This window comes from Arsenicicoccus sp. UBA6765 (assembly GCF_002453335.1).
Taxonomy (GTDB): domain Bacteria; phylum Actinomycetota; class Actinomycetes; order Actinomycetales; family Dermatophilaceae; genus Arsenicicoccus; species Arsenicicoccus bolidensis.
The window spans coordinates 20,975-38,942 of record NZ_DKGR01000055.1; the positions used below are offsets into that span (position 1 = coordinate 20,975).

Consider the following 17,968-nt stretch of genomic DNA (forward strand, 5'->3'; position numbering starts at 1 on the left):
TCACTCCTTGGTGTGGTTGGCCAGGACGAGGTGCCCGACCGCCGTGTTGGAGGCGGGCACATGGTAGAACCGGTGCAGGACCTCGATCGAGCCCGTCTCGTTCACGTCGCTCATGGCCCCGCGGGCGATGAACCACATGACGAGCTCGATGCCCTCGGAGCCGGCCTCGTCGACGTACTCCAGGTGCGGCACCCGGGACAGGCCCTGGGGGTCCTCGACGAGGCGGTCGAGGAAGGCGTTGTCCCACTCCGCGTTGATCAGCCCGGCCCGCGGGCCCTGGAGCTGGTGCGACATGCCGCCCGTGCCCCAGACCTGGACCGTGATGTCCTCGTCCCACGTGTCCAGGGCTCGGCGCAGGGCCTTGCCGAGCGCCAGGCAGCGCGCACCTGAGGGCACGGGGTACTGCACCACGTTGACCGCCAGGGGGATGACCTTGAACGGCCACTCCTCGACGTCGCCGCACAGCAGCGACAGGGGGACCGTCAGGCCGTGGTCGACGTCCATCTCGTTGACGAGCGTGAGGTCGAAGTCGTCGATGATGAGCGACTGCGCGAGGTGCGCGGCGAGCTCGGGGTAGCCGTGGACCGGCGGGACGGGCCGCCGACCGTAGCCCTCGTCGGCCGGCGGGTAGTAGGCGCCGGTGCCGAGGGCGAACGTCGGGATCATCGTGAGGTCGAAGGCCGTCGCGTGGTCGTTGTAGACGAGGATCACGACGTCGGGGGTGTTGTCCTTCAGCCACTGCCGGGACTCGACGTAGCCGTCGAACACCTTCTTCCAGTAGGGCTCCTCGGTCTTGCCGAGGTCCATGGCCGCGCCGATCGCGGGGACGTGCGAGGTGAAGACGGTCGCGGCGAGGGTCACGTGGTGCTCCTGCTGCGCATCCCCGGTCGCGGCCTCGATCACGGCGGCCGCCATCTCGTCGCCGCCGGCGGCGTCCGTGGCCGCCCCCTCGGCGCCCAGGTCCTCGCCCGCTGCCGCGGCGTCGGCGAGCCGGTTGCCGTCGGCGGACCGGCCGCCGCTCTCCATCATCGCGCGGTAGTCCTCTTCGGACATGCCCGTCATCGAGCCCGCCATCTGCTGGAAGGACAGGCCGAAGGTGGCGCCGATCTTGGACAGGAAGTAGATGTTGCCGCCCAGCCGCATCGCCGCGTTGAGGTCGAGGTCCAGGACGGCCTGCTTCTGCTCCTCCGACAGGGGCCACTCGTCGAGGTAGGCGCGCTGGTCGGCGACGAACCGCTCGCGGTTCTCCGCCTTCATCAAGGACATGCAGAACTGGTTGAGGTGATAGCCCTTGGCGCTCTGCGCCGCGTCGAAGATCGTGGTGCCGGGGACGTTGCGGTAGGCCTTGTCGTTGCTCATCGGGCCTCCTCGGGCCAGTACAGACGCAGGGGGTTGTCCACGAGCAGCCGCTGCTGCTTGTCGGGGGTGTCGGCGATCCGGGGGATCCAGTCGACGAGGAGCCCGTCGTCGGGCATGTGCTTCTTGAGGTTGGGGTGCGGCCAGTCCGTGCCCCAGATGACGCGGTCCGGGAAGGTGTCGACGACCCGCTTGGCGAAGGGCACGACGTCGTCATACGCCCGCTGCTCGCCGTCGAGGGCGGCCGGACCGCTCTCGGACAGGCGCTCCGGGCAGGTGGTCTTGCACCACACGTCGTCGCGCGACCGCATGAGGTCCACGAAGGCGTCGAACTCGGGGCCGGCCGGGTCCTTGGTCACGTCGGGGCGCCCCATGTGGTCGATGACGACCGGCACGGTGATGGCCTCGACCAGGCCGCCGACCTCGTCGATGTCGGGGGCCTCGAAGTAGACGACGACGTGCCAGCCGAGTGGCGCGATCTTGTCGACCACCCGGAGGAGCTGGTCCTTGGGGGTGATGTCGACGAGGCGCTTGACGAAGTTGAACCGGACTCCACGCACGCCTGCCTCGTCGAGCTCGGCCAGGGTGTCCTGGCTGACGTCGGCGCGGACGGTCGCGATCCCGCGGGCCCGGCCCTCGGCGCGGCGGACGGCGTCCGCCATCGCGCGGTTGTCGTCGCCGTGGCAGGTCGCCTGCACGATGACGTTGCGGCTGAAGCCGAGGTGGTCCCGCAGCGCGAAGAGCTGGTCGGCGGACGCGTCGCAAGGGGTGTACTTGCGCTCGGGGGCGAAGGGGAACAGGTCACCGGGCCCGAACACGTGGCAGTGCGCGTCGACGGCACCCTCGGGCACCTGGAACGCCGGGGTCGACGGGTCGGAGTACCAGTCGAGCCAGCCCGGGGTCTCGGTGAACGTCTCGCTCATCGAACCCCCTCGTCGAGCCGGCCGGCCCGGATCGGTCGCGGTGCACGGTCCATCGTCGGACCTCCTTCGGCGAGGCGCGCACCCGGTGCGCGTCGTGGCAGGTGGGGGGGGGGGTGGATCTCCAGGTCCAAAACTCCCACGGGGACCGGCGGGGCGTCTGCGGCCCTTCCACGGGGCGGAAGGGGGATCGAGCGGGTCGCACCTGCTCGCGCGGACCGCGTCAGGACGGGCGGGGGACCCTCGCGCCGAGCGCGTCGGAGATGGCCTGCGCCGACCCCAGGACGGCCTGGCGCAGCCCGCCGATCCGGTCGGTGGCCGGGGCGCTGGCCACGACGACGCCGAGCGCCGCGTGCACGGGCCCCGAGCGCCCCATCCGGATGGGCGCGGCGACCGCCACGGTGGTCTCCGACAGCTGCCGGTCGCTGACGAACACCTGCTCGCGCCGGATGGCGCGGAGCTGCTCCTGCACCGTGACCGGGTCGGTGACCGTGAACGGCGTGCGCCGCGGGATGGGCTCGGCGAGCACAGCCTCCTGGATCTCGGGCGGTGCGTAGGCGAGCAGGACGCGCCCCATGCCCGTGGCGGTGATCGGGAACCGGCCACCGACCATCGTGAGCAGCTCGACGGACCGGTGCCCGGCGATGCGCTCGACGAAGACCAGCTCGGTGCCCTCCCGGACCGCGAGCTGGATGTTCTCGTGCGTCGCCTCGTAGAGGTCCTGCAGGAAGGGGAGGGCGATCTCCCGCAGGATCTGTCCCCGGGGGCAGCCGGACGCGACCTCCCACAGCCGCAGCCCGACGTGCCACGAGGCGTCGTCGCCGCGCTCGAGCGCGCCCCACTCCTCCATCTCGCGCACCACCCGGTGCACGGTGCTCAGGGCGAGGCCGCTCGACCGGGCGATCTGGGTCAGGGTCTGGCTGGGGCGCTCGCGGCTGAAGGTCGCGAGGACCGCCATCACCTTGCCGGCGGCCGTGACCTGGCCAGGGACGCGGGGGTCCCGCGGACGCCGGTCGGAGGAAGCGACAGGATCCGCAGCGTCCGGACGAGGCGTCATCGGGTCTCCGTCAGTCGACGTAGCGCAGGCCTGCCTGGTCGAGGCCCTCGCGCATCTCGTAGTAGTCGAGCCCCAGCGTGCCCGATGCGAAGAGCTCGCGCTTGGCGCCCTCGTTGGCCTCGCGCTTGCGCGCCGCCTCCAGGACCTCGGCGACGCGGTCGGCGGGGACGCAGACGATCCCGTCGTCGTCGGCCACGATCGCGTCACCGGGGTGGACGATCATGCCGCCGCAGACGAGCGGCACGTTGACCGACCCCAGGGTGGCCTTGATGGTGCCCTTGATCGAGATCGCCCGGCTCCAGACCGGGAAGCCGATCTCCTCAAGGGTGCGCACGTCGCGGCAGCCGGCGTCGATGACCAGGCCGCGGGCGCCCTGCGCCTGGAAGGACGTGGCCAGCAGGTCGCCGAAGTAGCCGTCCGTGCAGGGAGAGGTGGGGGCGGCGACGACGACGTCACCTGGGCGGATCTGCTCGGCCGCGACGTGCATCATCCAGTTGTCACCGGGCTGGAGCAGCACGGTCACGGCGGTGCCCGAGATCCGGGCCCCGGGATAGATGGGGCGCAGGGAGGGCTGCAGCTGACCGACCCGCCCGAGGGCCTCGTGGACGGTGGCGCTGCCGAGCTCGGCCAGCGCGTCGGTGGCCTCGCGGTCGGCGCGGGTGATCTGCGTGTGGACGACTCCGAGCTCGTGCATGGGTGGATCCTCTCAGGCGGGTGGCGATCAGGAGATGGCTGCGTCGAGCCGGGGGTAGACGCGGCGGGCGTTGTGCTCGAACACGGCGGCGCGACCGGCCTCGTCGAGGTGCGGGGTGCCGTCGACATACCGGCGGGTGTCGTCGTAGCCGTGCCCGGTGAGCGGGTCGATGCCGCGGACCGCGCCGATCATCTCGGAGGCGAACAGGATGTTGTCCGTGGGGATGACCTGGGTGAGCAGGTCGACGCCGGGCTGGTGGTAGACGCAGGTGTCGAAGTAGACGTTGCGGAGGAGCTCCTCGGCCGGGGGGCGTTCCATCTGCTGCGCCAGGCCACGGAACCGTCCCCAGTGGTAGGGCACGGCGCCCCCGCCGTGGGGGATCACGAACCGCAGCGTCGGGAAGTCGGCGAACAGGTCCCCCTGGATCAGCTGCATGAAGGCCGTGGTGTCGGCGCCCAGGTAGTAGGCGCCGGTCGTGTGGACGGCCGGGACGCAGCTCGTCGACACGTGGATCATCCCGGGGATGTCGTGCTCGACCATCTTCTCGTAGAGGGGGTACCAGTAACGGTCCGTCAGCGGCGGGCTCGACCACCGGCCGCCGGAGGGGTCGGGGTTGACGTTGACGCCGACGAAGCCGTACTCGGTGACGGCCTTGTCGAGCTCGGGCAGCGAGCGCTCGATCGGGACGCCCGGCGACTGCGGGAGCATGGCGGCTCCGATGAAGCTGTCGGGGAACAGGCGGCTGACCCGGTGGCAGAGCTCGTTGCAGATGGCCGCCCAGGCCTCCGAGACCGCCGCGTCGCCGAGGTGGTGCGCCATGAAGCTCGCCCGCGGGCTGAACACCGTGAGGTCGATCCCGCGCTCGCGCATCGTGGCGAGCTGCTGGGTCTGGATCGTCTCGCGGATCTCGTCGTCGCTCATCACCAGCTCGCTGCTCGCGGGGGCTGCACCGCCGGTGTCGTATGCCGCGACCTGCCGGTCCCGCCACGCGCCGAGCTGCGGCGGAGCCGTCGTGTAGTGACCGTGGATGTCGATGATCATGCGGGGCTCCTTGTGGCGGGGCGGGGCTGGCGTAGACGGGGCTGGCGTGGACGGGGCTGGCGTGGACGGGGCGGGCGTGGACGGGACGACGTGTGCAGGACGAGGGTCGGGTCGGGGAGGCGGGGTCAGTCGCAGGACCGGGCGAGGCGCGCGATGCCGGCGAGGACGGCGGCCGCGGCCTCGGGCTGGTCGGAGGCGGAGACCACCGCGCCGACGAACCTGCTCGTGAGCGCCAGGTCCCCCGGGAGCGGGCCGACGACGGCGACGCCCGTCATGCCCTCCAGCTCGGTGCGCTGCTGGACGACGAGGTCGGCGGTGCCGTCGGCGAGCATGGACCCGACGGGGACGCTGGGCGGGGCCACCACGGTGCGGTCGGCAAGACCCCACGCGTCGAGGATGCGGCGGACGGCGTCGCCGCTGGGGCCGGTGGAGATGCCCACGGCGCGGGCCCGCTCGACGGCCGCCCGCAACGCCTCGGGGGTCGAGACGTCCGGGAGGTCGGCGCCGTCGGCGCCCGCCATACGGCTGGAGCCGTCGGCGACCGCCACGACGGCCTCGGTGGCGAGGACGAGCTCCTGCGGCTCGGGCAGGACGTGGCCCTGCGCGGCGAGGCGCTCGATGGCTCCGGAGGCCAGGACGACGACGTCCACGCCGGCGCCCGAGGCCACCTGCTGCTCGACGTCGACCCCACCGGCGGCGTCCGCGACGACGTCGTCAGCGCCGCCCTGCGCCGCGGGCTCGGCCCCGAGCTCCGTCACGAGCCGGGCCAGGAGCGGCGCGGGAGCCTTGGACGAGAGGATGCGAATGGTCATGGGGCACCACCGGATTCGAGGGAGCAATGGGCGCAGGCGCGTGATGACGATGGTGGCACGGCGGATCCGACCCTGCCTCAGGTGGTCTCGATCGTGACGACGGCGGGCCGCTCGGGCGAGCGCGGCGGCGCGTCGTCCGGCTCGTCCGTGTCCCCGATCCGGGGGGTGCCGTGGGCGACGGCGCGGGAGACGCAGGCGCAGAGGCGGTCGTCGCCGGCCTTCTCGTCGGCGGAGAGGAAGACGTCGCGGTGGTCGACCTGGCCGTCCAGGGCGGTCACCTTGACCTGGCACAGGCCGCACTCGCCCTTGCGGCAGTCCCACATCATGTCGACGCCCGCCCGCTCCAGGGCCTCGAGCATCGTCGTGCTGGCGTCGACCCGCACCTCGACCCCGGCCGCGGGGACGCGGACGACGAAGTCCTGCGGGGCCCAGGACCCTGAGTTGCCGAAGGTCTCGAAGCGCAGGTTGGTCACCGGCAGCCCGCGGCGCTCCCACCCGCGCCGCACGGCGTCCATCAGCCGGATCGGTCCGCACATGTAGAGCTCGGTGGACGCGGCCCGCTCGTCGCCGGCGATGTCGTCGAGCAGGCCCTCGACGTCCAGCGGCGTGCCCTCGGCGTCGACGGCGAGGCGGACGCGGTCACCGTGCTCGGCGGCGAGCTGGTCGACGTAGGCCATGGCGGCGCGGGTGCGGCCGACGTAGTGGACGTCGTAGTCGGACCGGCGGGCCCTGAGGGCACGTGCCATGCTCAGGACGGCCGTGATGCCGATGCCGCCCGCGAGGACGACATACCGGCTCGCACCCACCCCCAGGGGGAAGTTCTGCAGGGGCTGGGTGGCCCGCAGCCGGTCACCCGGGACGAGGGCGTGCATGGCGACCGAGCCACCGCGGCTGGCCGCCGACCGGTGGACCGACAGGGCGAGGCGGCGACCGCCGTCCAGCGACTCGACGACGCTGTAGGAGCGCGTGAGGGTGCCGCGGTCCGGTGTGGGGACCCGGACGTCGACGTGCGCCCCGGGGCGGGCGACCTGCGGCTCGGCATACCGCAGGACCACCCGACGGATCCCGTCGGCCGCGTCGTCGACCTCGACGACGTCGACCTCCTGCCAGTGGGCGACCTGGTCGACCGCCATCAGCCTCGTCCCTCCGCGGCGAGCATGCGCTCGATGATGCGGCGGGCCCACATGCCACCCATGTCGATGTTGAGGCTGTAGAACTCGTGCTCGGGGTTGGCGTCGATGGCCTCCTGCTGCGCCTTGAGCATGACCTCGTCCTCGCCGAAGACGCCGTGCACCCCGTTGCGGAGCTGGGTCGTGATCGTCTGGCTCTCGAGGCGGTAGTTGCGCACGAAGGCCCAGAAGTAGTGGCTCGTGCGGTCGGTCTCGGGGGTCATGGTGTTCATGACATAGCCGTTGACGCCCTCGCTGCGGTCACCCTCGGCCGCCCCGGTGCCGGCCTTGGCGACGCCCACGTCGATGCACACCGTCGACGGCGCCTGGAAGTGGATGATCTGCCAGCGGTCGACCTTGCCGGAGAACCCGGGGAACTTGTCGTTCATGTTCTTGAGCCAGAACGGCGGCGGGTCGATGTCGCTCATGTGCCGCGTCACCGTGACGGTGGTGTCCGTGTGGGTGGTGTCGAAGCCGGCCTCGCTCAGCTCCTCCTGCCCGATCGACGACGAGTGGACGAACTCCTCGTGGGTGAGGTCCATGAGGTTGTCGACGACGAGCTGGTAGTTGCAGTCGGCGTGGATCGTCTCGCCGTCGCCCGCCCACTCCGGGGAGGTCATCTGGTGCATGTCGGGGATGGTGTCCGGGTCGGCCAGGTCCGGGTCGCCGAGCCAGACCCAGATGAAGCGATAGCGCTCCACGGCGGGGTATGACGGGACCGCGGCGCTCGGGTTGATCGTCCGCTGCGCCGGCATGTGGGTGCAGCGGCCCGCCGCGTCGTAGCGCATCCCGTGGTAGGGGCACTGGATCTCGTCCCCGACCACGGCGCCGTGGCTGAGCGGGGCGAGGCGGTGCCAGCACGCGTCGGCCAGCACCACCACGCGGCCGTCCGTGGTCCGCCAGAGCGCGAGGGGCTTGTCGCAGACGCGGCGCGACAGCGGTGCCTTGTTGGTGACCTCGTGGTCCCACGCGGCGACGTACCAGGTGTTGAGGGGGAAGGACAGGATCTTGGCGGTGGCCGGGCCCGGGTTGCCGGCGGGCTGGGCGACAGACGTGTGCTCGGTGACGGACATGCGGGACTCCTTCGTCTCCTGGCCGGTGGTGCCGGCCGGTCATCAGTCTTGTGCGTTGTCGGTGCTGCCGCCCAGCCACAGGGCCGAACGCCGAGGGCCGGTCCTGCGGCCGGTCCCTCAGGGCCGCAGCATCAGAGGGCGGACTCCCGGGTGGTGCGCAGGCCCAGCAGGCAGACCGCGCCGATGATCGAGCCCATGGCCATGGCGATGGCCACGCCCTGCAGGCCCATGCCGCTCTGGAAGAGCAGGCCGGCGAGGACGGGACCCAGCGCGGCGCCGGCGCGGCCGACACCGATCACGAAGCCAGTGCCGCCGGCGCGGACCGCCGACGGGAACGAGTGCGCGACGAGGGCGTAGAGCCCGGAGACGGCGCCGTTGGTGAAGAAGCCACCGAGGGCCGCGAGGAAGGACAGCCCGGCGAGACCGTCGGCGCCGTGGCCGAAGAAGATGACGGCCGCGGTGGACGCCAGCATGGCGCCGATGACCAGCAGGCGGGTCGAGAGCCGGACCGACAGGAAGCTGAGCGTCAGGGCGCCGATGAGGCCACCGACGTTGGCCCACACCAGGACGCCACCGGCGGACGCGGGCGAGAAGCCCATGTCGACGACGATCTTGGGGACCCACTTGAGGATGAAGTAGAAGGTCATGATGTGGGCGAAGTAGGCCGCGGTCAGCAGGATCGTGATCCGGCCGAGGCCGCCGGAGAAGAGCTGCTTGACCGAGGTGCGCGGCTCGTCGGCGGTCATCGGGGGCAGGCTCGCGACGGTGCGGTGACCGAGCTTGGTCATCGTGTCGTTGATCCGCTCCAGCGCGCCGTGCGGACGCTTCTGGACGAGGTAGCCGACCGACTCCGGCAGGACGAAGTACACGACCGGGAGCATCACGACGGACATGACGACTCCGAAGTAGAAGACCGAGCGCCAGTCGCCCGTGGAGGCGAGCAGGCCGGAGGCGATCGAGCCTCCGACGATGGCGCCGACCGGGTATCCCGCGGACATGATCGCGACGAACATGCTCTTGAGCTTGGCGTTGGAGAACTCGGCGACGACGGCGTTGGTCACCGCGAGCATGCCCCCGATGCCGAGGCCGGTGAGCAGCCGGTATGCCGAGAGGACCACGACGCCGGTGGCATGCGTCGCGAGATACATCCCGAGGCCCATGATGACGAGCGAGACCATCAGCGTCTTGCGGCGACCGATCCGGTCGGCGATGTTGCCGAGGATGATCGAGCCGACCGCCATGCCGATGAGCTCCATCGACAGGACCAGGCCGAGCGCGGCCCGGCTGACGCCCCACTCCTTGGCGATGCCGGGCGAGGCGAAGCTGATGGACAGGACGTCGAAGCCGTCGAGGGCGTTGAGGGTGGTCGCGATGGCGACGGCGAGGTACTGCCGCCCGCCTATCCGGCCCTTGGCGAGGATCTGGCGCGGATCCTCATCAAAGCGAGTCGACTCTGACACGTTGGGGGACCTCCGTCTAGTTGCCAGGATTCCTGGCAGGGAGCCCCACAGTGACAGAGGCCACGACGCGGGGGCCAGAGCCCTTCCGCCTGGCAGAAGACCCAGGGTGAGCGGGGGCGGTGGCTCCCCTCAGGAGGCTGCTGCGTCCGCCGCGCGATCCGGGGCGTGGCCAGGCGCGTGGTCGGCCGGGGGCTGGGGCGCGCAGGCGGTCATCAGCACGACCAGCGGCACGATCAGGATCGAGCCGGCGGGCGGGATCGAGGTGCCGGAGTCGTTGGTGAGGAAGCCGACGATCCAGCAGAGCACGATGGCGGTGAAGCCGATGCGCAGCAGGGGGATCTGGCGCTCGAGACGGGTGAGGGGGCGCCCGAGCGAGGAGAGCGGGCGGCGGGCGGCCCAGGCGGCGAGGAGGAGCAGGACGGGCACGCCGAGGTTGACCCACTGCGAGGTGAGCATGGACCAGTTGTTGACGAAGGTGCTGCGCACGACCGAGGTGAGGTCGCCGGTCTCGATCAGGGTGGCGAGGAAGTCACCGATGTGGCTGCGCTCGTAGCGCGGTCGCAGCATGTCGAGGGTCGCCATGACCAGCGCGGTGAAGGCGCTGAGGGCCGCGATCAGGGCCACGCCCCGCCAGGTCGTGCGTCGCCCCGAGGCCTTGAGGGCGAGGTAGCCGAAGCCCCAGACCAGCGCCAGGGACCCGCCGGCCTCGTCCCCGAGGGCGTAGTGCCCGTCGACCGCGACCGTGACGATGCCCATGGCCGCGATCACCCGGGCCGCCCGGCTGGGGTCGCGGCGGGACAGGCGCCCCGTGAGCAGGGAGGCGGCGAGCAGGGCTCCGCTGGCCGTGAGGGCGAACCCGACGTTGCCGAGCCCGTGCAGGCGCCCGCCGTAGACGGGCTGCAACCCCATCATGGTCATCAGCTGCAGGTGACCGCCGAGCACGAGGTCGACGGCGAGGACGAGAGCCGTCGTCGCCGCGAGGAATCCCGCGGGGCCGGCTCGACGGCTCCGCCAGGGTCCCCGCAGCGCGACGGCGGCGAGCGCCGCCGCCCACCCCAGCACCGAGATCACCAGGCCCATGGTCGGGTGGTCCCACCGCCACCACGGCACCAGTCCGGCGAGGAAGGTCGAGACGGGGACGGCGGCCACCGCGGCGGAGGCGATGCGCAGGGCCCGCCCGGCCGAGGACCGACGGATCGTCTGGCCCCGGCTGCGGTCCCGCTGCAGCACGAGCAGGATGACGCCGATGGTGAAGAGCGAGACCAGGACGTAGGTCGTGAAGAACGGCCGCACGAGGTGGTGCTGCACGTCCAGGGCCCGGGCGGTGCCGGCCAGCTCGGCGCGCACGTCGTCGCCGCTCGCCCCGGGCAGCACCACGGGGATGCGACCCTCGTAGCTCGTGCCGGGCAGCGCCGAGACGCGCGAGGTCACCAGGGCGGTGAGGTCGGTGGTGCGGATCAGCCCGGGCTGGCGCGACGAGGCCGACGTCAGCCGCCCCTCGGGGATGCCGGGGCCCCTCATCAGGACCGCGCGCAACGACTCGGGCGCCTGGTCGTCGGCGTGCCCCGTGACGACCAGGGTCGCCTCGCGCGGCAGCCGGTCGATGATCCGCGCCAGCCCGGCGTCGTCGACGCCGTCGAAGGACACGAAGGTGATGGGGCAGCGCCGCAGGTCGGCGCGCCGGGGGTCGGGCTCGTACGACGCCACGGTGCCGTCCTTGCGCACCGCCCCGACCGCCGCTCCAGCCCCGGCCGCGGCGATGCACTGGCGCCGCTCGAGCAGCTGCGTGCCGAGGAGGCCGAGCTCGGCGGGCACGGGCTGGGCCAGCAGCTCGGCCCGCCAGCGCGGGAAGTCCGGGAAGCGCGCCGGGCCGCCCAGCTCGCCGAGGCCGCCGGTCGGGACCGGGCGGGGGATCGGTGGGCAGGGCACGACGGGACCGCTTGCCGGTGCCTCGGGCGTGCCGTCGTCGAGGGAGACGCGGAACCCGGACGACAGGGTGGCCCAGACCGACCCGGAGCAGCTGTGCCCGGCCACGGCGTGGGTGGCGAGGTTGCCGATGGCGGCGTCGTCGGCGAGCCGGTCCAGGGTGGGGGTGCGGCGCTCGTCGACGTCGGCCCAGCGCAGGGTGGGCATCGAGACGACCACGAGGGGGCCGGGCTGCGCCACGGGCTCGGTGCGCGGGCGCAGCAGCGGGGTGAGGAGGGTGACGAGGGCGATCACGAGGATCCCGAAGGCCGTCAGGCGAAGGAAGGACCTGCGTGACGGCATCGCTCCAGGGTAGTTGACCGGCGGGGGAGGTGCGTCCCTCGGGCCGGTCCTGTGGTGGGGTGGTGCCATGACGACCGTCGAGGGGCTCAGCACGTATGTCGACGGCGGGGTCGCCCGCCTCGTCCTGGACCGTCCCGCCAAGCGAAACGCGATGAGCCTCGAGATGTGGCGAGGGTTTCCGCAGGTCCTGGGGGACCTGGTCGAGGACCCGGCGGTCCGGGTCGTGGTGGTCGTGGGAGCCGGGGACCACTACTGCGCCGGTGCCGACATCGGCGACCTGCTGTCGGGCCCTGACCCGGCCGATCCGATGGTGCCGGTCCGCGAGGCGGACCTCGCCGCCCAGCGGGCCCTGCTGGACTGCCCCAAGCCGACGGTGGCCGCCGTGCGGGGCAGCTGCATCGGGGGCGGGCTGGAGCTCGCCGCGTCGTGCGACCTGCGGGTGGCCGAGGAGGGTGCGCGGTTCGGGGTGACGCCCGCCCGGCTGGGGGTGGCCTACGCGCCGACCGGCATACGGACCCTGCTGGACCTGGTCGGACCGGCGACGACCCGGCGGCTGCTCCTGACCGCCGGCCTGATCGACGCGGTCGAGGCGCACCGGGTGGGCCTGGTCGACGTGCTGACCGGGCCGGGCGAGCTGGACGACGCGGTCGCGGGGCTGACCGACGAGCTGTGCAGCCGCTCGCAGCTCACGATCGCGGCGGTCAAGGAGACGGTGCGGCTGCTGCTCGACGGCGAGGACCCGGAGCCCGCGGCGCGGGCGCGCTATCGCGAGACGATCGCGTCCGGCGAGCTGGCGGAGGGTGTGCTGGCGTTCACCGAGCGGCGGGACCCTCGCTTCCCCTGGGCGGGCGGGCCCGCCTGACGGGTTGCGCCGAACGGGTGGGCTTCGGCGTCGAACGCGTCACGCTGATACCATCCGCGGTGTGACGCATGGTCAGGCGACGTAACGTTCTGTGACCGCGTGGTGCGAACCCTGCTCCCGTGCCCTCGTCGAAGGACCCCTCCACCATGCAGACCCGTGCTCGCGCCGGCGTCGTGATCGTCGCCCTCGCCGCCCTCGCGCCGGCGGTCGGCAGCCCCGTCGCCGTCCATGCCTCGGGCGTCGCCCCCGCCGTCGCCGCTGGGGCGTCCGCGCACGCGACCTGGGCCCGACCGTTCGCTCCGGGTCCGGCTCCCGCTCCGGGTCCGGCCCTGGCTCCGGCGGAGGGTCGACCGCAGGGGTGGGCGGCCCGCACCACCTCGGTCACCAGCGCCCCCGGCGCCGTGGCCGCCCCGGCGCTCGCCACCGGCGCCTCGCGGATCCGCGTCGTCACGACCCGGGTCGTCTCCGGCCAGCCCGTCATCAGCACGGCGACCGTCCCGGCAGCCCAGGCCGTCGGCGCCGTCGACCGCGCCCAGGACACGCCCGGCGCCGTGGCCGTCACCGTGGACACGAGGGTGCGCGCGACGGCATACAACGATCCGCTGCGCCCCCAGCAGTGGAGCCTCAGCGCCCTCGGCGGCGAGACCTTCCACGCACGGGTGAGCACCACCGGCGTCACGGTCGCCGTCGTCGACACAGGGGTGGACGGCAGCCACCCCGACCTGCGCGGGGTGCTCGTGCCGGGCGCGCAGTTCCTCGAGCCCTCGGCGGGCGGGACCCGGGGCGCCGGCGCTGTCGACCTCGACGGGCACGGCACGCACGTCGCCGGCATCATCGCGGCCGTCGCGCACAACCGTCTGGGCATCGCGGGTCTCGCGCCCGGCACGCGCATCATGCCGATCAGGGTGCTCGACGCCAACGGTGAGGGGTGGTCGTCCGACATCGCCCGCGGCATCATCCACGCCGCCAACCGCGGCGCCAAGGTCATCAACCTGTCCCTCGGCGGCACCCGCGACGCCGCGGTGGACAAGGCCGTCCAGTACGCCAACGCCAAGGGGGCGGTGGTCGTCGCGGCCGCCGGCAACGAGCGGGCCCAGGGCAACCCGGTGACCTACCCGGCGGCGTACGCCAACGTCATCGGCGTGGCTGCCACCACCAGCGCCCGACGAGCGGCGCCGTACTCCAACACCGGGTCCTACGTCGACATCGCGGCCCCCGGCGACCGCATCGTCTCGACCTATCCCCGGGCCATGGTCCGCTCGGGCTACGTCCGGATGAGCGGCACCTCCATGGCCGCGCCCGCCGTGTCGGCCGCGGTCGCCGGTCTCAAGGCGGCTCGGCCCACGCTGACCACCTCGCAGGTGCAGGCGCTGCTGAGCCGCACCGCGGCCGATCTCGGCACGCGGGGCCGAGACAACACGTACGGCGCCGGCCTCCTCGACCCCAACAAGGCGCTCTGCACGGTCAAGGCCTGCCCCGCGGCACTCACCTGGTCGGGCGTGCGCTCGTGGGCCCCGGTCGTCGGCACCATGGCCACCGGCACGGTGACCGCCCGCACGGTCAACGGCTCCGTCCTCGCCAACGCGCCCGTCCGCACCTGCTGGGCGATGTCGCACCTGCGCGGCCGGCTGCAGTGCTCGGACCGCCGCACCGACGCCGCCGGTCGGGTGCCGACGAGCTTCACCGTGCGCAGCACGACCTCCGTGACCGTCCGCTTCCTGGGGACGTCGGCGGCCACCTCGTCGTCGACGACGGTCACCTACCGGCCTCGCGCGGCCCGCTGACGGCCGTATGACGCCGGGCGCTCGTCATACGGCCGTCAACCGTCAGCCGAGGAGCAGGCGGTAGTCCCAGGGCCCCAGCTCCACGGGCTCACCCTCCACGATCTCGACGGTCTGCTCGTCGGACCCGTCGGAGCCGTCGGACCCGTCGGGCGCGAAGAAGTCGCGGTAGTGGCCCGGCGCGGGGGACTCGCGGAAGGCCACCGAGACCGGCTCGGGGGACAGGTTGAAGGCCGCGAAGACCTTGGTGTCGTCGTCCTGGCGCACGAACGCCAGCACCCGGTCGTCCGCCGTCGTGGGCACCGGCACCATCGGGGCGCCGTGCTTGCCGCTCCAGAGCGCGCGGGTGTCGCGCCGCAGCCGGATCAGCCGGGCGTAGAGGTCGCGCATCGGGTGCTCGGCCCAGACGATCTCGTCCTTGTCGAAGAAGGAGAGCCGCTTGTCCATGCCCGCCTCCTGACCGTTGTGGATCAGCGGCATCCCCTTGCTGGCCACCGAGAGCACGATCGCGGCCTCGAGGGCGTTGCCGAACTGCTCGTACTCCGTCCCCTCCCACGCGTTCTTGTCGTGGTTGGAGACGAACAGCATGCGGATGGAGTCGCGCTGGTAGGCCTTGGCGTCCCACGCGTAGTAGACGCGCAGCGCCTCCAGGTCGGCCTTGCCGTGGGCGATCTTGTGCAGCGCGTCGTTCCAGCTCCAGCCGTAGGTCATGTCGAAGGCACGGTGGTGCAGGTCGCGCGCCTCCCACTCGGCGAGGAGGAAGACGGGTTTGATCTCGTCGAGCACCGCGCGGACCGTCTCCCAGAAGTCCGTCGGCACCATCCCGGCGACGTCGCAGCGGTAGCCGTCGACGTCGACCTCGCGCACCCACCAGGCCATGGCCTCGGTCATCCACTCGCGCAGCTCGGCGTGGGAGTAGTCCAGGTCGATGATGTCGTCCCAGTCCCACCACGGGGTGGGGCGGAAGTCGCCCTTCCAGTCCCGGGAGTACCACTCTGGGTGCTGCTCGATGAGCACGTTGTCCCAGGCGGTGTGGTTGGCGACCCAGTCCAGGATGACCTTGAGGCCGAGGTCGTGCGCCGTGGCGACGAAGTCCTTGAGGTCCTCCACCGTGCCCAGCTCGGCGCTCACGGAGTAGTAGTCGCGCACCGCGTAGGGGGAGCCGAGCCCACCCTTGCGGTTGACCTCGCCGATCTCGTGGACCGGCATCAACCACAGGATCCCGACGCCCAGCTCCGCCAGCCGCGGCAAATGTCCCATGGCGGCCCGCAGGGTGCCCTCGGGCGTGAAGTGTCTCGTGTTGATCTGGTAGATCGTGGCGTTCACCGACCACGACGGGTGCTCGAAGGGGGTCTCGGGGGTGGGCTCGAAGCTGTGGGTCACGCCCTCCAGGCTAGAGCTCGCGCAGCGGCTCGCCGACCGGAGCGCCGGGGGCGTCGAGGTTGAGGACCCGCGCGTGCAGGTGCGGGCGCTGCTGGAGGGCGGCGCGCAGAGCACGGTGCAGCCCGTCCTCGAGATAGAGCGTGCCCTGCCACTTGACGACGTGCGCGAACAGGTCGCCGTAGAACGTGGAGTCCTCGGACAGCAGCTGGCGCAGGTCGAGGGTGGACCGCGTCGTGACCAGCTGGTCCAGGCGGACCAGGCTCGGCGCCACGCCGGCCCAGTCGCGGGTCGTCACCTTGGCGTGCTCGGGATAGGGGCGGGCCTCACCGATGGCCTTGAAGATCACGCTCCGTAGTCTAGTTGTCCGTCCGCGGCGCACGGGAGTTGCCGCGCGCTGGATGGTGCGCGCTGGTCGGCGCACCAGGCGTGCACCACGGCTGCCGCGCGGATCAGGGCCAGGCGACCCAGTCACCGCTATCGTCGGACGCGTGACCGACTCGACCTCGCAGCTCGACCAGATCCGTTCCGGCTATGCCTTCGAGGGCCCCGCCCTGGACTTCGGCGCGGCCGTCGTCGACGGCACCGCCCACCCGGACGTGCCCGTGCGCATCCCGCTCGCCGTGATGAACCGCCACGGTCTCGTCGCGGGCGCCACCGGCACCGGCAAGACCAAGACGCTGCAGCTGATGGCCGAGCAGCTGTCCACCGGGGGAGTGCCCGTCTTCCTCGCCGACATCAAGGGTGACCTGTCGGGGCTCGCGTCCCCCGGCGTCAGCAACGACAGGCTCGCCTCGAGGGCCACGGACGTCGGTCAGACCTGGGAGGCCACGGGCTTCCCCACCCAGCTGCTCACGCTCGGCGGGCTCGGCAAGGGCACCCCGATCCGCTCGACGATCACGAGCTTCGGTCCCACCCTGCTGTCGAAGGTGCTGGGGCTCAACGACACCCAGGAGTCCAGCCTCGGGCTGATCTTCCACTACGCCGACACCAAGGGCCTGCTGCTCGACGACCTCAAGGACCTGCGCGAGGTCATCACGCACCTCACCAGCGACGAGGGCAAGGCCGAGCTCAAGACCATCGGCGGGCTGTCCAAGGCGACCGCCGGCGTCATCCTGCGCGAGCTCGTGACCTTCGAGAACCAAGGCGCCGCAGCGTTCTTCGGTATGCCGGAGTTCGACACCGCCGACCTGCTGCAGGTCGGGGCCGACGGTCGAGGCGTCATCTCCTGCCTCGAGCTGCCCGCCGTCCAGGACCGCCCGGCGCTGTTCTCCACCTTCCTCATGTGGCTCCTCGCCGACCTGTTCCACGACCTGCCCGAGGTCGGCGACGTCGACAAGCCCAAGCTCGTGTTCTTCTTCGACGAGGCGCACCTGCTCTTCGACGACGCGTCGGACGCCTTCCTCGACGCGATCGAGCAGACCGTCCGGCTGATCCGGTCCAAGGGCGTCGGCGTCTTCTTCGTGACCCAGTCGCCCAAGGACGTCCCCGCCGGCGTGCTCGGCCAGCTCGGCAACCGCGTGCAGCACGCGCTGCGCGCCTTCACCCCGGACGACGCCAAGGCGCTCAAGGCGGCGGTCTCCACCTACCCGCGCTCGGGCTACGACCTGCAGGCGCTGCTGACCCAGCTCGGCACCGGCGAGGCCGTCGTCACCGTGCTGTCCGAGACCGGCGCGCCGACGCCCGTGGCCTGGACCCGGATGCGTGCGCCGCAGTCGCTGATGGCCCCCACCCCGGACGCCGAGCTGGACCGGCTGGTGGCGGCGTCGCCGCTGACGGCGCGCTACGCCGCGGCGCAGGACCGCGAGTCGGCGTACGAGAAGCTGACGGCGGCCCAGCAGGCGTCCGCGCCGGCCCCGTCGCCGGCTCCCGCGCCCGCTCCTGCCCCGGCGGAGCAGCCCCAGAAGCCGGAGAAGGACGACCCCGGCCTCGTCGAGCAGGTCGTGCAGTCCTCGGCGTTCCGGTCGATGCTGCGGTCCGCCGGCACGCAGATCGGCCGCGAGATCACGCGCTCGCTGTTCGGCACCGCCCGCCGCCGCCGCTGACCTACCTCAGGTAGTCACATCAGCCTGAGCTAGGGCGTGTCTCTTAAAGT

The 17,968-nt window shown here is 72.3% G+C and carries 15 protein-coding genes; 3 read left to right on the plus strand and 12 right to left on the minus strand.

What is annotated here, in order from left to right; translation table 11 throughout:
• The 10 genes from ligA to B4K29_RS14690 all read right to left on the minus strand — a co-directional run bounded on the left by ligA (position 1) and on the right by B4K29_RS14690 (position 11,850).
• Positions 1–1,359 carry a protocatechuate 4,5-dioxygenase subunit alpha gene (gene ligA, locus B4K29_RS14645; RefSeq protein WP_286967917.1) on the minus strand — a complete coding sequence of 453 codons (1,359 nt, stop codon included), beginning with the start codon at positions 1,357–1,359 and terminating at the stop codon, positions 1–3.
• Complete coding sequence (locus B4K29_RS14650; RefSeq protein WP_286961516.1) at positions 1,356–2,279, minus strand: amidohydrolase family protein; 924 nt, start codon at positions 2,277–2,279, stop codon at positions 1,356–1,358. Before B4K29_RS14650 ends, ligA begins: the two co-directional genes overlap by 4 nt.
• Positions 2,280–2,499: 220 nt before the next feature.
• Positions 2,500–3,333: an IclR family transcriptional regulator gene (locus tag B4K29_RS14655; RefSeq protein WP_286961517.1), complete on the minus strand. Its 834-nt coding sequence runs from the start codon at positions 3,331–3,333 to the stop codon at positions 2,500–2,502.
• A 10-nt stretch (positions 3,334–3,343) separates the two neighbouring features.
• A complete protein-coding gene (ligK, locus tag B4K29_RS14660) occupies positions 3,344–4,027 on the minus strand; it encodes a 4-carboxy-4-hydroxy-2-oxoadipate aldolase/oxaloacetate decarboxylase (RefSeq protein ID WP_286961518.1) in 684 nt (227 codons plus the stop codon).
• Positions 4,028–4,054: 27 nt separating this feature from the next.
• Entirely contained in the window at positions 4,055–5,068 is a 1,014-nt protein-coding gene (locus tag B4K29_RS14665) for an amidohydrolase family protein (protein WP_286961519.1), read from the minus strand.
• 125 nt (positions 5,069–5,193) lie between these two features.
• A complete protein-coding gene (locus tag B4K29_RS14670; protein WP_286967920.1) occupies positions 5,194–5,880 on the minus strand; it encodes a molybdate ABC transporter substrate-binding protein in 687 nt (228 codons plus the stop codon).
• A gap of 77 nt (positions 5,881–5,957) precedes the next feature.
• Positions 5,958–7,013, minus strand: coding sequence for a PDR/VanB family oxidoreductase (locus tag B4K29_RS14675; RefSeq protein WP_239261469.1), 1,056 nt, complete (start codon positions 7,011–7,013; stop codon positions 5,958–5,960).
• Positions 7,013–8,122, minus strand: coding sequence for an aromatic ring-hydroxylating oxygenase subunit alpha (locus B4K29_RS14680; protein ID WP_286958295.1), 1,110 nt, complete (start codon positions 8,120–8,122; stop codon positions 7,013–7,015). The genes B4K29_RS14675 and B4K29_RS14680 overlap by 1 nt, the downstream gene beginning before the upstream one ends.
• A 131-nt stretch (positions 8,123–8,253) precedes the next feature.
• Positions 8,254–9,582 carry an MFS transporter gene (locus B4K29_RS14685; protein WP_286967922.1) on the minus strand — a complete coding sequence of 443 codons (1,329 nt, stop codon included), beginning with the start codon at positions 9,580–9,582 and terminating at the stop codon, positions 8,254–8,256.
• 129 nt (positions 9,583–9,711) lie between these two features.
• The gene (locus tag B4K29_RS14690) at positions 9,712–11,850 is read right to left on the minus strand and encodes a hypothetical protein (protein ID WP_286967924.1); all 2,139 of its coding nucleotides are present in this window, start codon (positions 11,848–11,850) and stop codon (positions 9,712–9,714) included.
• 67 nt (positions 11,851–11,917) lie between these two features.
• Between B4K29_RS14690 and B4K29_RS14695 the strand changes: the two genes are divergently transcribed.
• Positions 11,918–12,712, plus strand: a complete 795-nt coding sequence (locus B4K29_RS14695) for an enoyl-CoA hydratase/isomerase family protein (RefSeq protein WP_037212845.1) — start codon at positions 11,918–11,920, stop codon at positions 12,710–12,712.
• Positions 12,713–12,858: 146 nt separating this feature from the next.
• Positions 12,859–14,496, plus strand: coding sequence for a S8 family serine peptidase (locus B4K29_RS14700; RefSeq protein WP_286967926.1), 1,638 nt, complete (start codon positions 12,859–12,861; stop codon positions 14,494–14,496).
• A gap of 42 nt (positions 14,497–14,538) precedes the next feature.
• On the opposite strand, the gene B4K29_RS14705 is transcribed toward B4K29_RS14700, so the two are convergent.
• Both B4K29_RS14705 and B4K29_RS14710 read right to left on the minus strand, forming a co-directional pair.
• Positions 14,539–15,876 carry an alpha-amylase family glycosyl hydrolase gene (locus B4K29_RS14705; protein WP_286967928.1) on the minus strand — a complete coding sequence of 446 codons (1,338 nt, stop codon included), beginning with the start codon at positions 15,874–15,876 and terminating at the stop codon, positions 14,539–14,541.
• 10 nt (positions 15,877–15,886) lie between these two features.
• Positions 15,887–16,222 (minus strand): type II toxin-antitoxin system VapB family antitoxin, encoded by a 336-nt coding sequence (locus B4K29_RS14710; RefSeq protein WP_286960683.1) that lies wholly within the window; start codon positions 16,220–16,222, stop codon positions 15,887–15,889.
• Positions 16,223–16,364: 142 nt separating this feature from the next.
• Here B4K29_RS14710 and B4K29_RS14715 point away from each other — a divergent pair, with 142 nt between their 5' ends.
• On the plus strand, positions 16,365–17,918 hold the full coding sequence (locus B4K29_RS14715; protein ID WP_286967931.1) for a helicase HerA-like domain-containing protein: 1,554 nt from the start codon (positions 16,365–16,367) through the stop codon (positions 17,916–17,918).
• The last annotated feature ends 50 nt before the right edge of the window (positions 17,919–17,968 follow it).